11 protein-coding genes are annotated in these 15690 nt (G+C 45.2%); 2 read left to right on the forward strand and 9 right to left on the reverse strand.

What is annotated here, in order from left to right:
- Window positions 1-242: 242 nt before the first annotated feature.
- The 7 genes from HF888_RS02090 to HF888_RS02120 form a co-directional block, all read right to left on the reverse strand.
- Window positions 243-1496 (reverse strand): DUF3530 family protein, encoded by a 1254-nt coding sequence (locus HF888_RS02090; RefSeq protein ID WP_007018654.1) that lies wholly within the window; start codon window positions 1494-1496, stop codon window positions 243-245.
- Between the two features lie 52 nt (window positions 1497-1548).
- On the reverse strand, window positions 1549-2223 hold the full coding sequence (locus HF888_RS02095) for a 3'-5' exonuclease (RefSeq protein WP_007018655.1): 675 nt from the start codon (window positions 2221-2223) through the stop codon (window positions 1549-1551).
- An 8-nt stretch (window positions 2224-2231) separates the two neighbouring features.
- The gene (locus HF888_RS02100) at window positions 2232-4094 is read right to left on the reverse strand and encodes a DUF294 nucleotidyltransferase-like domain-containing protein (RefSeq protein WP_007018656.1); all 1863 of its coding nucleotides are present in this window, start codon (window positions 4092-4094) and stop codon (window positions 2232-2234) included.
- A complete protein-coding gene (locus tag HF888_RS02105) occupies window positions 4094-4591 on the reverse strand; it encodes a hypothetical protein (protein ID WP_007018657.1) in 498 nt (165 codons plus the stop codon). The genes HF888_RS02100 and HF888_RS02105 overlap by 1 nt, the downstream gene beginning before the upstream one ends.
- 133 nt (window positions 4592-4724) lie before the next feature.
- Window positions 4725-6455 carry a sodium:solute symporter family protein gene (locus tag HF888_RS02110; RefSeq protein ID WP_007018658.1) on the reverse strand — a complete coding sequence of 577 codons (1731 nt, stop codon included), beginning with the start codon at window positions 6453-6455 and terminating at the stop codon, window positions 4725-4727.
- A gap of 9 nt (window positions 6456-6464) precedes the next feature.
- Complete coding sequence (locus HF888_RS02115) at window positions 6465-6731, reverse strand: DUF4212 domain-containing protein (RefSeq protein ID WP_007018659.1); 267 nt, start codon at window positions 6729-6731, stop codon at window positions 6465-6467.
- A gap of 87 nt (window positions 6732-6818) precedes the next feature.
- Window positions 6819-8006, reverse strand: a complete 1188-nt coding sequence (locus tag HF888_RS02120) for a DcaP family trimeric outer membrane transporter (RefSeq protein WP_007018660.1) — start codon at window positions 8004-8006, stop codon at window positions 6819-6821.
- A 252-nt stretch (window positions 8007-8258) separates the two neighbouring features.
- On the opposite strand from HF888_RS02120, the gene acs reads away from it, so the two are divergent.
- Window positions 8259-10217, forward strand: coding sequence for an acetate--CoA ligase (gene acs / locus HF888_RS02125; protein ID WP_007018661.1), 1959 nt, complete (start codon window positions 8259-8261; stop codon window positions 10215-10217).
- Window positions 10218-10361: 144 nt separating this feature from the next.
- Window positions 10362-11030 (forward strand): response regulator transcription factor, encoded by a 669-nt coding sequence (locus HF888_RS02130; RefSeq protein ID WP_007018662.1) that lies wholly within the window; start codon window positions 10362-10364, stop codon window positions 11028-11030.
- Window positions 11031-11034: 4 nt separating this feature from the next.
- Here HF888_RS02130 and HF888_RS02135 read toward each other — a convergent pair whose 3' ends face one another.
- Window positions 11035-14514, reverse strand: coding sequence for a hybrid sensor histidine kinase/response regulator (locus HF888_RS02135; RefSeq protein ID WP_007018663.1), 3480 nt, complete (start codon window positions 14512-14514; stop codon window positions 11035-11037).
- A gap of 112 nt (window positions 14515-14626) precedes the next feature.
- Window positions 14627-15484 (reverse strand): PA4780 family RIO1-like protein kinase, encoded by an 858-nt coding sequence (locus HF888_RS02140; RefSeq protein ID WP_007018664.1) that lies wholly within the window; start codon window positions 15482-15484, stop codon window positions 14627-14629.
- Window positions 15485-15690: the final 206 nt, after the last annotated feature.

Here is a 15690-nt window from a genome sequence, read left to right on the forward strand (position 1 = left end):
CCACCAACCGCCTTAATTTTACTGCCGGCCGTGAATACATCCTTGTAGGCCTCACCTCGGCATCCATGCCTCGATACGCAGCAAAATCAAATGCTCTTGGTGTAGGGCAACGTTACCCAAACGTATTAAATTACGATCCTGCTAAACCGTCATACCCGACTTGATCGGGTATCCATTATTCGGGTTAACATCTATTGGATGGATTCCCGCCTTCGCGGGTATGGCAATGTTGAGAACTCACCTCATCCATTATCTTTTTTCTGTTTTACCCCGACCGTTCGACCAGCAGCATTTGTTTTCAGCCATCCTCTAACGCGTCTGGTTATTAAATTATGTCGATCAAAAGTATTGTCGTCGCGGACAGTTAACGGGATCTGTATGTATTTGTCATTTTGATTTCTAACAATGGCACTTTTCCGATTCCTCGCCGCGCGCTTTGCCTCAGGAGTTTGATAGGTATAAATATCCAGAATCGGTATTTTCAGCTCAGCTAGGCTTTGATTGAGGTCGTAGTCTGGGTAAGCGCTCGACTGGGCGTTAATTAAGACTAATGCGTAACCCTTATTGCTTGCTTGTGCGAAACGCGTCTTCAAGGCTTCGGCTGCCCAGTTTGCGCTTTTTCCATTAGCGATGACGACTAGGTTAAATTGACCCAATGTATTCAGTTGTCTTAGTCCACCTTCGACCGTTTCGCGCATGCGTTCGATAAAGACTTCTTCTCTGGGCTGTTCTGGTTCTGCTTCTTCTATCTCTTCACGGGTAGATACCGTATTGGGTATCTCATCTAAGCGATCGGCAATTTCTGCTAGCTCGTCTTGATCGCTTAACCCGATGCCTTCGCTATCGTCTGGGTTTTCAACAAAATTTTGATCTTCGCCTGTTTCGCTATCTTCAGTCACAGTATTCTCAGTGGCTGATTCATTTGTCTCGTTCTCGCTACTGTTTTGCGTTGTTTCAGCTCCAGTGGTTTCGGACATCTCTTCGCTTTGATCATTTGTGCTTGGTTCTGTTCTTGGGATTTCAGGTAATCTCTCTTTAATGTAATCATCAAAGAATAAGCTCAGCGTATTCCAGCCGTAGTCAGGTAAATACTCTCTCAAAGGCGCGACAACAAACGGCCAATTCGCATGCTGCTCGATGTCATGTAATATTAATACGCCACCTTGAGGTTCACCTGTATTCTCGGGTAAATACAAACCACTGATACTGTCTTCCCCTTCATCAAAGCGAACCACTTCATTTGTGCGCTGATAAAGGTCTAAATGTCGAATGACCTCACGGATTTTTTGTTCAGACGTGTCCGGTAGGTAACGTTCAATAACTTCGCTATTTTTTTCTGAAGATGTCTGCGTAGATGCGTTGTCTATTTCAGAATCAGGTTCTTGCGATTCGCTCGGTGTGCTTTGCTCAGTATCAGGAACAGAGTCATCTTCCTGAGATTGGACGAGAACTGACGCCAAGAGTGTCAGTATCATGAGTAAGGTTTTTAGTGTCATAGTTGCAACTTGTTTGGCGCTTTGTTTTTGCGATACAAGCTCTATGCCATATCTAAGGCATTATGTCTTTAACCTTGACCACACTGCCTTTGTGAGCAACTTGAGCGAGAAGCAACTCGGCTGTCGCTATGGCATCCGTTAAAGCGTTATGCCCCTGATGGGCGCTTAAACCATAACGCTGTCGGCAATGAGCGAGACGGAAAAATCCATTTTTACGGGCTTGGTCGTTGTGCATATGGCGTGACTTTTCTATGTTGAGTGTGTCAACCAGCGGCATCAATAGCGGTGCGTTATAGAGTTGACGGCAGTATTTGTTGAGGAAGGCCATATCCATGGGGGCATGGTGAAATACGAGTACACTATCTTTCATGGCAGTTAGTACTTCTGCCATGGCTTGATTAATGGTGACGCCATCTTGCAGTTCGCAATCACGAATTTGATGGATGGTGGCGCTTTGTCCGACACCTTCTTTGACTTTTATGTAGCGATGGCGAGCGCTATTCAGTTTTACTTTACCTGATTCTATAGCCACCCAGCCGATACTAAGCAATGTATTGTCTTTTGGCGAGAGACCTGTGGTTTCGGTATCAATAACAAGATAGCGTATATTCTTCCAGTCCTGTCTTTTACTGAATTTACTTCGCCACAAATTCAATAATAGGGTATCAATCGGCTGTTTATTGATAGAGGCTTTCCATTGATAGAATTGACGTCGCCAGAAAAACATATTAATCCTTATGACATGCCTTGGCGGAAATTAATCTTGGCAGCCTGTTGCGCATCCTGAACAACGCTAAAGGCATCTTTCAGTTGCTTACGCAATAATTTACCGATTTCGTCTGGATCTAAATAATTATTGGGTTTTTTACCCAGGCGCACTTGCTCTGCTTGGTTTTGTAATCGGGCTTGCATTATGACTTGCAGGGCATCTTGTAGATTGCGGCTATCTTTTTTATTCATGGCTTTACATTTCTCTAAAGCCTGAAGGCGATCAATGGTATTTACGGCGGTTACTTTGTGCGCCAACGACTGTAAGCGAACCACATCGATAATAGGAAGAATACCGCGTTTTTTTAAGTCCAGTTCGTCTTTGTGTTCACCATTATGTTCAACCACAAAACGGCGGAATATTCCAAGCGGCGGTAAGTTACCTAAAGCATTTTGTGCAAGTGCTGCCAAGAAAATACTGTTACTACTTGTCTTTTGTAACATATAAGCCTGCAAGTGTTTACAGAGTTCAGCATCACCGTGAATAGCTCTTAGATCGAAAAAGATGCTTACACGCATGACAGCATCATCGGTTGGGCTACGCGTCCACTTATCGATGGTTTGCTTCCAGTTTTTAAGTGGTTGACGCCATTCATCCGTGGTGGCCATGACTTTGCCTTTGCAATAGTCGTAGCCACACTCGTTTAAGCCATCACATACTCGATGAGCAAGCTTATAGAACCATTCTTCATGCTCTGGTTGCATTTCGTCACTGATTAACAGTCCATTGTCTTGATCTGCACCCAGTAATTGTTCAGCACGCCCTTGTGATCCAAAGCCCAGCCAGCAGTACGGTACTGGTGCTGGCCCCAATTCTTGTTCGGCCAATTCAATTAAACGTACCGCAACTGCATCGGAGACAGCAGTATAAATATGACTAACTTGGTGAGCACGTATCCCTGCATGTACCCATTGCACTAATAAATTCGGCAAGTTATCTGTAACGGCTTTCAGACCAGCCACATCTTGTTGGCGACTAATGTGTTGTACCAAGTAAACGGGATCGTCTTGCTTGGCAATCATTAAATCTGAAGCGGATATAACACCCACGATTTTGCCATCTTCTTGCACAGGTAAATGATGTATGCCCGATTGGGTCATATATAACGTGGCATCAAATAAGCTTTTACTAGCTTCAATGTATTTTGGTTGCTCTGTCATAATGACAGAGACTTCAGCTTCGTAACTTAGAGACTGCGCTACCGCGCGAGAACGAATATCGCGGTCTGTGACAATACCTAATAAGCGATCATTTTCCATAATGAGCATGGATGAAATGCGCTCTTCACTCATTTGCGCTGCACAGCTTTGAATACTCGTGTTGGGAGTGATACTAAATACTTCGCCCGACATCAGGTCAGCAATTGGTCGCATCATTTCATTGGGGTTGGGTTCGTGACGGGCAGCTCGTCTGACACGACGGCTACGTTGGCTATTAAAGAAACGATCAAAATAGCGGTAGTTTTGCCGTAACTCTTGATAGCGGGATTCAGGTAAAAAGTAGAGTAAGGAATCTTCAATTAGTGTGGCTTTAATACCGGATTCTTCTCTATTCAAACCAGCAATATTAAAACTAATTCCTTCGCCGAAGCGATCGACCAACTTATTATTTTTATCTCGTAATTCTACCGCACCATTATGGACAATGCGTAAACCAGTATCGTGATCTTCTTGGGTAAATTCTGTGCCTTGTCGGTGATAACTTATTTCAATGAACTGCGTAATGCGATTCACTTCTTCTATAGGCAGCTCGTCAAACGGGATACACTCTAAAAGAAAGTCACGTATCGAATGTAATTCCGGCGCGAGTTCTTGGCTATCGAACGTCATTACTCTTCTCTGAAGTCGTTGTTAAAAGCCGTTTCGTAGTTAATAAATACCAATCCAGCATCGCCATAATAAACCGCTTTATTGGCACTGGCGGCGAGACGTAAACGGTCTTGATTGATGTTCGGATTAATAATGGTCAGTGACCATTGCTTGCCGTTTTCTCCCAGAGGACGAAGATTAATTGGCTGTCCTTGGTTTTCGGGATGAATGACATGAGATGCAATCACGCCATCTAAGGAATGCTGTGATTCTACTACTAAACGTAAATTCACCTCGTCTTGCCATTGACCAGTAATGCGTAATTCAAACTCACCATTTTTCAATTCACACTCACCACTGGTATAGCGGCAGTTGGGTTTTTCGACGAGTTTTACTTGTTCACCCGGCTTGGCTTTGTGTGGTGTTTCAGCGACGAATGAATCTACAGCGAAGTAGCTAATAATGGCCAACAATGGCGCAATAATCATGGCTGCAATAACGTGTTTATTTTTCCACATACAGTGTCGCCTTATTCTTTTTTATCAGTGAGCATAGCAGAGAAACAAGCCCTTCCGAAACTCCGCATCCTTGGAGTAAGGGAAGGGCTTAATTTAATGTATTGGAAACACCTTCTGCATTTGCAGATGATGTCTAGTGGTCTTGTGCTTCCGCCACACCACTTGGAACACGAATATGTTCCACCAACTCTTGTACTTCTTGAGGAGGTTCTTGCGTCATACGTGAAACCACATTCGCTACAGTGAAATTCACAAGGGCACCGATGGCACCAAAGGCATTAGGTTCGATACCAAAGAACCAGTTTGCCGGCATATCACCCAAGAACTCAGTGCCAGGCACGAACATGAAGCCTTTGTGCTGGAACACATAAAGCAGTGTCACACTGATACCCGCGACCATACCGGCAATAGCCCCTTCTTTGTTCACACGGCGGCTGAAGATACCCATCATGAGAACCGGGAAGATCGACGATGCAGCAAGACCAAAGGCGAGAGCAACCGTGCCGGCGGCAAAGTCAGGCGGATTGAAGCCCAAATACCCAGCTGCGGCGATGGCCCCTGCCATGGCTAAGCGACTGGCTAATAGTTCCTGTTTCTCACTTATTTGCGGCATGAACACGCCTTTGAGTAAGTCATGACTGATGGCTGAGGATATGGCCAAGAGTAAGCCAGCTGCTGTGGATAAAGCTGCCGCTAAACCACCTGCCGCCACCAGTGCAATCACCCAGTTTGGAAGCTTGGCGATTTCTGGGTTGGCAAGCACCATGATGTCACGGTCTACTTTCACCATTTCATTCTTTTCTTTGTCAGCAACGTATTGAATACGACCGTCGCCATTCTTATCTTCAAATTCAAGTAGACCGGTTTTTTCCCAGTTCTTGAACCACTGTGGTCGCTCATCGTATTTCAAATTCTCGCCAGCAGCAGGTTCTATGGTATTCATCAAATTCAAACGAGCCATACCAGCAACCGCAGGCGCAGTGGTGTATAGAATCGCAATGAAAACCAATGCCCAGCCAGCAGAAGAACGAGCGTCTTTTACTTTGGGTACGGTGAAGAAGCGAATGATAACGTGAGGTAAACCAGCAGTACCGATCATTAATGAAAGCGTATAGACGAACATATTCGTCGTGCTTAATCGCTCAGCCGTTGTGTATTGAGCAAAGCCCAATTCGGTAACGGTTTGATCAAGACGATCTAGAAGATACACATCGGTGCCACTAATGGTGCTACCCAAACCAAGCTGTGGCAGTGGGTTACCCGTTAGGTTCAATGAAATGAAAATGGCTGGAATGGTATACGCCAAAATCAATACGCAGTATTGAGCGATTTGAGTATAGGTAATGCCTTTCATACCACCCAGAACCGCGTAGAAGAAAACAATGAACATACCGACCAATAAGCCTGTGTCATAGCTGACTTCTAAGAAGCGTGAGAATGCTACGCCAATGCCTTTCATTTGACCGATTACATAGGTAATAGAGCAAATGATTAAGCAGACAACCGCCACAATACGAGCGGTGCGAGAATAGAAGCGATCACCAATAAACTCAGGTACGGTAAACTTGCCGTATTTACGAAGGTAAGGGGCAAGCAATAAGGCTAGTAGTACGAAACCACCGGTCCAACCCATTAAGAACACCGAACCGCCATAGCCCATAAAGGCGATGAGGCCCGCCATACCAATGAACGAAGCGGCTGACATCCAGTCCGCTGCCGTTGCCATACCGTTAGCCACTGGGTTGACGCCACCGCCGGCTACGTAGAACTCTTTTGTGGATCCAGCGCGAGCCCAGATGGCGATACCTATGTACAGAGCAAAGGTAAAGCCAACAACAATATAAGTTAAAGTTTGTAATTCCATGCTGCACCTCTACTCGTCATGAACGCCGTATTTGCGATCGAGATCGCCCATTTTTTTGGTGTAATAAAAGATCAAGACGACAAAGGTGTAGATTGACCCTTGCTGGGCGAACCAGAAGCCAAGTTTGTATCCACCGAGTTGGATGTTATTTAAAACGTCCACAAGCAAAATGCCGCAACCGTAAGAAACCAGAAACCAGATGGCGATCAATTTCACCACTAGGCTGATGTTTTCTTTCCAGTAAGCTTTAGCGTCGCTTTCAGATTTGAATGACATAATATTTCTCCACTTTCAAACTACCTGCACACTTTCTTTTTAAACCTGAGCAATAGGTTTCGATATTGGACCTTCGTCTACTCAGGCTTAAAACGCCCACTTACTGGTGAATTGCAAGCGAGACAAATCACCGTTTGCGCCGCTTTCGGTTTCACGTTCGGCCATGATGTATTCCGCACCCAAAGTGAGTTTCGGGGCAGGGCTGTACATCAGGTTAACGTTAATGTTGTTAATGGATTTGGTAACATCAGAAGTGATGCTGTCGCTGTTATCGGCTTCTGCGAAGGCGTACATAAACGTACTGCGAACTTTGCTACTCCACATATGTTTATAAGCAAGATAACCACCGGTGACACTATTAAGGTCAATGGCACCATCGGCTTCCACACCGCCATCGCGGAATGCATTCAAGGCAATGTAGCGACCCAAAGCGCCGCTGCTCAGCATGAACTTGATGTCATTGCCGTTGGCCATGGCGTATTTACCGCTAAAAGTAACGGCGAAACCATTTTCCGCTTCGTCATTGGCTCCATCGTTATAACGTATTTGGCGCATCATGGCGGCAGCACTGAAACTAATATCGCCGGCTTTTCCATCAAAGCGAGCGATTAGGTCAGGCAAAGTGCTGTCATCAATAGCATTATCATTGGCGGTTGGTGTACCGCGATCGTCATAAAGACTGACACTGGGATTTTCCGCACCAATCATGAAAGAGCCAGAAGCCATTGGCATGGTGTAGCGAACTTGTTGTTGGCGAATAAAAATCGAACCAGATGTTGGTCCAATGAAGTCCACGGCTTCAGGTAAGGCACCTACGTTGAAGAAGGTACTCCAGGTTTGACCTGTTAACAGTGAGCTGCCACTTTCATGAGTCCATTTAAAAAAGGCATGGCGTAAGCCGTTACTGGCTTGGTTGGTAAGGCGTTCGTCCTGACCTGCATTAAAATCCATTTCGATATAGCCCATCACTTGGCCGGCATCGGTATCGGTTACGGTTTTAAAGTTGAGGCGACTAAATTTCGCATTGCTGTCGTAAACCATATCACCTTCAGCACTACCATCACCCACTGCAATAGTGGAAGGTACTAAGAAGTCATCACCGACATTGCCTGCACGCTGTTGATCACTGTATTGGCTAAATATGGCATCAAACTTAATGTAGCCGCCGTAGGAAAATTCCGTGGCCGCTAAAGCTTGGGTGGATAGTACACTCGAGCAAAGTAATACTGCTGAGGCCAGAGCGTTCTTTTTAGAATAATTATTGGGTGTACTCATGTGTATCCCCTCCGCTTGTGGGTTTGGTTGGTACACCAACAGTAATACGCCACCTTACTATGACGCTGTATTCGCCCTTAGTAGAGACTCGACCAAAGTCTAACTTGCGGCATTATTTAATTTTTAGTTGGCCTGGTTTTCATTCGAATAGACAAAGGTCTAATAGCGCATTTTGAGCGCAAGCCTAAAACTGATTGCAACTCACGAGAACTTAAAACCCGTTAAAAAGAGTTGTGACCAAAGGGGGCCACCATGACCGAACAAGTAATTTATCCGGTGCAGCCGGGTCAAAAAACCAAACTCAACAATGCGCAATACCAAGCGATGTACGCAGAATCTTTGCGTGATCCTGAAGGATTTTGGCAGCAGCAAGCACAGCGTATTGAATGGAAAAAACCATTTAGTAAAGTAAAAGACGTTTCATTTGCAAAAGAAGATTTGCACATTCGTTGGTTTGAAGACGGCGAACTGAATGTCACTGAGTCGTGCTTGGATCGTCATTTAGACAAGCACGGTGATGATGTTGCTATCATCTGGGAGCCAGATGATGAATCGCAAGTTGCTCGCCGCATTACATATCGAGAGCTTTCAAAAGAAGTCAATCAGCTCGCTAATGGTCTAAGAGACTTAGGTGTGAAAAAAGGTGATGTGGTGACCATCTATATGCCAATGGTGCCAGAAGCATCCATGGCCATGTTAGCATGCGCTCGTATTGGTGCGATCCATAGCGTTGTGTTCGGTGGTTTCTCACCAGAAGCCTTGGCGGGTCGCATTGAAGATGGTAATTGTCACTATGTGATTACGGCCAATGAAGGTGTGCGTGCAGGTAAAATTGTTCCTTTAAAAGAGAATGTGGATGCGGCGATTAATCTTTGTAAAAGCGATCAAGTAAAAAAAGTTGTGGTGCTCAATCACACAGGAAACGCATGCACTATGGAAGTTGGTCGTGATGAGGACTATCGACAGCTAGTAGATAAACAAGATTCAGAATGCCAAGCGGAAGTTATGAATGCCGAGGATCCGTTATTTATTCTGTATACATCCGGTAGTACTGGCAAACCCAAAGGCGTGCTACATACCTGTGGTGGTTATCTTGTCTATGCAAGTATGACCCATGAATATATTTTCGATTATGAGCGCGGCGATGTGTATTGGTGTGCGGCCGACGTGGGTTGGATTACCGGACACAGTTATATTGTCTATGGACCATTTGCCAATGGCGCAACTGTGGTGATGTACGAAGGTGTTCCGACCCATCCTGATTGTGGTCGCGTTGCTCGCATTGTGGATAAACATCAGATTAATATTTTATACATCGCTCCTACCGCAATTCGCGCACTAATGAGTGATGGCGATGAACCAGTGGAAGGGGCAAGCTTAGAAAGTTTGCGTTTACTTGGCACGGTAGGCGAACCCATTAACCCAGAAGCTTGGCGCTGGTATTACCGCACCTTTGGTCGCAGCCAATGCCCGATAGTAGATACATGGTGGCAGACGGAAACCGGTGCGGCATTGATCACACCATTGCCCGGTGCCACGGATTTAAAACCGGGTTCTGCCACGCGTCCTTTCTTTGGTATTGAACCTGCGCTGGTGGATGAGAAAGGTAATGAATTATCCGGTGCAACCAGTGGTAACTTGATCATCAAAGACAGTTGGCCAGGACAAATGCGCACAGTGTTTGGTGATCATCAGCGCTTTATTGATACTTACTTCTCCACATTCGAAGGTACGTATTTTACTGGCGATGGTGCCAAGCGTGACGAAGACGGTTATTTCTGGATAACCGGTCGTGTCGATGATGTGTTGAATGTATCTGGCCACCGTATGGGTACGGCTGAAATTGAAAGCGCTCTTGTCGCTCACGAAGCCGTAAGCGAAGCTGCGGTTGTAGGTTTTCCTCATGATGTGAAAGGCCAAGGCATTTATGTGTATGTAACCTTGAATCATGATGTGCAAGCCAGTCCTGCCATCCGTAACGATTTGATTAACTGGGTGCGAAAAGAAATTGGCCCCATCGCTTCTCCTGATATTATTCAGTGGGCACCGGGATTACCTAAAACACGCAGTGGTAAAATTATGCGACGTATATTGCGCAAGATTGCCACTGATGAATACGATCAATTAGGTGATATTTCTACGTTGGCCGATCCCAGTGTTGTTGAGAGTCTGATTCAAGAGCATCAAGCGTTAACAGAGTCTGTTGCATAAAACGTTTACGAAATACTTAAGCATTCAAGTACTTAAAAGTACCTTAAATAAGCCTCCACTGGTTGTGAATGACTAGCTGGAGGCTTTTTATTGGTGTACATTTATTGCGAGACGCATACATAATCATAATAAAATGGTACGGCTATGAACGTTCCCATCAGCATCATTATTGCAGACGATCACCCTTTATTTCGCAGTGCGTTAAAGGGCACATTAGAAAGTCAATTTGATCAACCGACTTTATTTGAAGCTCAAGACATGGCCAGCCTACAGCAAGCAGTGGAATCTCATCAAAGTGCCAGTCTCGTACTACTAGACCTTCACATGCCAGGAGCAGAAGGGTTTTCGGCACTGGTCTTCTTAGTGGCGCATTATCCGCACATCCCGGTAGTGATTGTTTCGGCTCATGAAGAAGCGGAAATCATTCAAAGAGCGATGCAGCATGGCGCTAGCGGTTTTTTACCCAAGAGCAGTTCCGTAGAGGATATGACGCAAGCCATTAACACGGTATTGCAGGGTGGAATCTGGGCGCCACAAAAACTCGAACAAAACCGTCAGCACAATCCAGATGAAATGCAGATTGCAAAAGCCTTGGCGTCATTAACGCCGCAACAATTTCGCGTTGCCAGTATGGTGAGCCAGGGAATGCTGAATAAGCAGATTGCCTACGAGCTCGATGTGACTGAGGCCACCATAAAAGCACATATGACAGAAATTTTTCGTAAACTTGGTCTGCACAGCCGCACCCAAGTGGTGAAAGCCATGGGAACACTGTCGGTGGGCTCAGCCAATAACAACAGTGGTTTTCGATAGCGTGTTAATAAAGTGTTTGCTTTCTAATGAGATTTCTTAACGCCGCAGGTGCCACAGGCTTACTGAGGTATGACGCATCAATGCTCGCCACATGATCTCGAACTTGATCACTATTATCGGCACTAATCACAATAGCCGGAATGCTTTGTTGAAAGTGTAAACGCAAGGCACCAATGGCATCCACACCAGTTGCTTCATCCAAATGATAATCCGCTAAAATCATATCAGGCGCTTGCTCTAATTGTGTTAGTGCATCACCAAGTGATGTAGCCGTTTTTACCTTGCATCCCCATTGCTCTAACAGAGAACGCATGCCAGCTTGAATGGCTATTTCATTATCAATGCAAACGATATGCAAACCGGCCAAGTTTGGATCCACTTGATGGGAACTGATTTCTACTTTTTTGGCTTGGCCGATAGGAACCAGTATCGAGAATCCAGAGCCTTTATTAGGCTCAGAGCGTACATCAATAGGATGCCCTAATAACTTACTAATTCGCTGTGCAATGGATAAACCTAAGCCTAAGCCTTGCTCGCCAGAGGTACCGGGCAAGCGTTCAAATTCTTCGAAGATTTTTTGCCGCGCTTCTGGTGCGATCCCCGGGCCGGTATCCCATACCTGTATAGAGAAATAGTCTCCTTGCCGACGAGCCCCCATTAGCACTTTCCCATTTTGAGTGTAGCGCAGAGCATTCGAGACAAAGTTCTGAAGTACACGGCGCAGCATTTTGGCATCACTATAAACCCACGCAGACGAGTTAACCCACTTAAATTCGATGCCTTTACGATCAGCAATGGCTTTGGCTTCATTGGCAAGCGGCCGCAATAAACTATCCAGAGAAAAGTGCTCTCTATGGGCGGTTTCTTTACCATTGCTTAAGCGGGAAATTTCTCTAAGGGAGTTAATCAACTGCTCAGCTTGGGTCAAAGCATCATCTAATTGCTGACTGGTGATTTTTAGAGTTGGATTGTCTTGCTCTAACTTATCGACTTGGCTTTGCAAGGACGCAACAAATAATCGTGCCGCATTAATCGGTTGTAAAAGGTCGTGACTGGCGGCTGCCAAAAAACGGCTCTTACTTGCATGTACTTCGCTTAATTGTTTTTCACTTAACGCACGCAATTCATTTTCTTTAGAGAGCGTTGCATTCACATTCTGTAATTCTTGAGTGCGCTGTTCAACTCGTTGTTCCAAGGTATCTTTGGCATGAGCCAGTTCACTTACCACCTTATGGTAATCAGTGATATCCATAAACGTGGTTACATAGCCACCACCTTCCAATGGTGTACCTTGAATTTCTAACACGGTGCCATTGGGAAGCTGACGTTCTAACTTATAGCTTTGTCCACTGTTTAATTGTTCTAAGCGTTTTTCAACTAGGGCGTTGATACTGTCTTGATCATTACCCAAATAGCCTCGTTCGGCATTAAATTCGTAAACTTTACGAATATGGCAACCTACATAAAGTAAGCGTTTTGGATAATCGAACATTTTCTGATATTGCTGATTCCATGCCGCCAGTTTTAAATCTTTATCCACAACACTGATGCCTTGCGGAATGGTTTCTAGCGTGGTCTGTAAAAGGCTTTGGCTAAATTGAATTTGCTTTGAGCTTCCGCTAACCAAAGTCACAAAGTCTTGCAACTGCAAGGGCTTTTGTTGTGCTAGTAATGACATAGCTTTGTGGGCAGAAGCTGCACCGATGATAGCGCCGAGTTCATGTTCTATGGCTGAAATAACAAAGTTGGGAGCATAGTCATGGGGCAATAAGCGATGACCGATTTGACGTTCAAAGCGCCGCCATAAGCGGTCACTACGATCTTCTCCAAATAACGGATCAACCAACCCATGTAGTTGTAAGACTTCAATAGTGCTTGGATTGGTATCCAGTTGCATGCCATGTAAAGGCATGGCTTGATCAAAGACAAAGCGCTCTGCTTGACGTTCGTCAATAGGTGAATGGAACATGCGTTTGGACACCCAAACGAAAACCAAAGCATTCAAAGCCAGGCTAATGAATACACCATGACTAAGCGGATCTAGAAAACCCAAGCCAAATAAATTTTGTGGTGATAGCCAAGCAATGCCTAATAGACCATCGGTAAGGAGTGGGTGAGCATCGGGTAGCAAGGTTGGTAACAATAAGGAATAAAACCAAATACCCATACCAATGTTTAGGCCTGCTAACACCCCCCACGCATGTCCGCCTCGCCAATAGAGTGCGGCTAGTACAGCTGGCAAAAGTTGAGCACACGCCGCAAACGAAATTAAGCCAATACTGGCTAAGCCTTCGTTATTGCTCATGATACGTTCTAAAAACCAACTGAAGGCTAAAATCAAAATAATGGCGGCGCGGCGAATATAACGTAAGCCCCGGGCAAGATTAGTCGCTTGAACACTGCTTTGATTTTTTGGGCGCAACCAAATAGGCACGATTAGTTCGTTTGAAACCATAATGGAAAGTGCGATCGTCGCAACAACGACCATACCCGTTGCAGCACTAATGGCACCGATGAACGTTAGTGCTAATATCCAAGCGTCACCGGTGAAGCGTGGCAAAGTTAATACGTAACTGTCTGCAGCGACATTCAAGTCACCAAATAACTGACCACCGGCTTGCGCCAGTGGAATAACAAAAATGGCAAAGGCGCCTAAATAAAGTGGCATGAGCCAACGCAAATAGCGCGTATCCGCTTCTCCTTGATACTCCACAACCATGACATGAAACTGTCGCGGTAAGCAGATGATTGCGGTAGCGGCTAAAAGCATCTCAGTGACAAACAAAGTAGACGTGATTTGTTCGGTATGAAAGTACTGCGGCAGTGTTTGTGAGCCGTCATAGCTCAATACGCAGTAGGCCAATAGACCGACGACAACAAAAGCAATGACTTTGATAATGGATTCCGCAGCGACGGCGGTAATCATACCTCGCAAACGATCAGGACCATCAATAATGCGTGTACCGAATAAAATCGCAAACCACGCCATGACCATAGCGGCAATCAAACTGGAACCAAATCCTAATGAACCAGAGCTATCTTGTTCCCAATTTAAACCAGTCCATGCGATACCCACTCCGCGCAACTGCAAAGCGATATACGGTAGCGTGCCTACTACTAATACTAATGTCACCACAGCGGCTAGTAGTTGATTTTTGCCATAACGTGAGCCAATAAAGTCAGCTATAGACGTCACCTTATTGTATTGGCTTACACGCAATAAGCGTTTTAAGAATGGCCAGCCAAAGATGAATAAAAGTATGGGGCCTAAATAGATAGGTAAGAAGTGCCAGCCATTTTCTACAGCTTGGCCGACAGCACCAAGAAAGGTCCAAGAGCTACAGTAAACGCCAATAGAAAGACTATATATAAGCGGACGCCACCAAGGAGCATGAATACCTTTATGACGTTCTGCCCACCAAGCTATGGCGAACAAAATGACACTATAGCAAGCCACTAATATGACAAGACGTTGACCGTCCATACTTTGCTGTCCGTTATATTTTTATTGTTAACTTACCATATAACAAAGTAATGGAACTTGCCTAGGGTGTCTCTAGGTGAAAGCGTTTTTTAAGGCTTGTTGAGCTTAGACTTTAGTCGTCGTCTTCCAAGCTTTTCAGGTAGGCTTGTTTTTCTTCTTCTGCCTCAAGAGCGGCACGAATTTCCAACATAATTGCGTCTACATCGGCTTCGCTTTCATCTGCTTCATACAGACCGGTTAATTCGGTATCAGGGGTAAGATCACCGGCCTCATACAATGCCCACATTTCTCGCGCATATTGGGTATGGAGTAAAGCGGGAGCATATTGACCGTAATAACTGCGCATTTTGTTGATATCACGAGTGAGCATGGCTTGCGCATGGTGGTTGGCCGCAGCGTCTACAGCTTGCGGAAGATCGATAATGACCGGACCATAATCATCTACAAGCACATTGAATTCGGATAAGTCACCATGAACTAAACCAGAGCAAAGCATGCGTTTCACATACTCCATCATCATGGCGTGATCTTCCAAAGCCTGCTCTTCATCGAAAGCGACTTCACCTAAACGCGGTGCTACTTGGCCTTCATCGTCACAGACTAGCTCCATTAACAATACACCATCGAAACAGCCATAGGGTTTGGGAACACGCACGCCCGCGGCATCCAAACGATACAAAGCATCGACTTCGGCATTGTGCCAAGCCTCTTCCATTTGCTTGCGACCGTATTTGCTTCCTTTCTCCATGGCTCGCTGACGACGGCTATTTTTATGCTTACGACCTTCTTGGTATTGCGCGGCTTGTTTAAAGCTGCGCTTCTCGGCTTCTTTATACACTTTGGCGCAACGTATTTCATCGCCACAGCGAACTACGTAAACCGTGGCTTCTTTGCCGCTCATGAGTTGGCTTAGCACGGCATCAACAATGCCGTCTTCGTATAAAGGAATGATGCGCTTAGGTATTTTCATGCTGCTAGTATACCCTTTAGAGGCAAGATAAAGCCACGCGGAACTTTCTTGTGTTGTAGAGATATTAAAAGCACTGGATCTAAGCCATTCAGGTTATTTTAATCTTGTTTGCGGATGATTTCCTTGAATACAGTCTTATCTTTATGGATGCTCATCCTGCCGTACTTCTGAATTTCGCTAAACGGTAACTTATAAACACATGACTT

This window comes from Bermanella marisrubri (assembly GCF_012295615.1).
Classification (GTDB): domain Bacteria; phylum Pseudomonadota; class Gammaproteobacteria; order Pseudomonadales; family Oceanobacteraceae; genus Bermanella; species Bermanella marisrubri.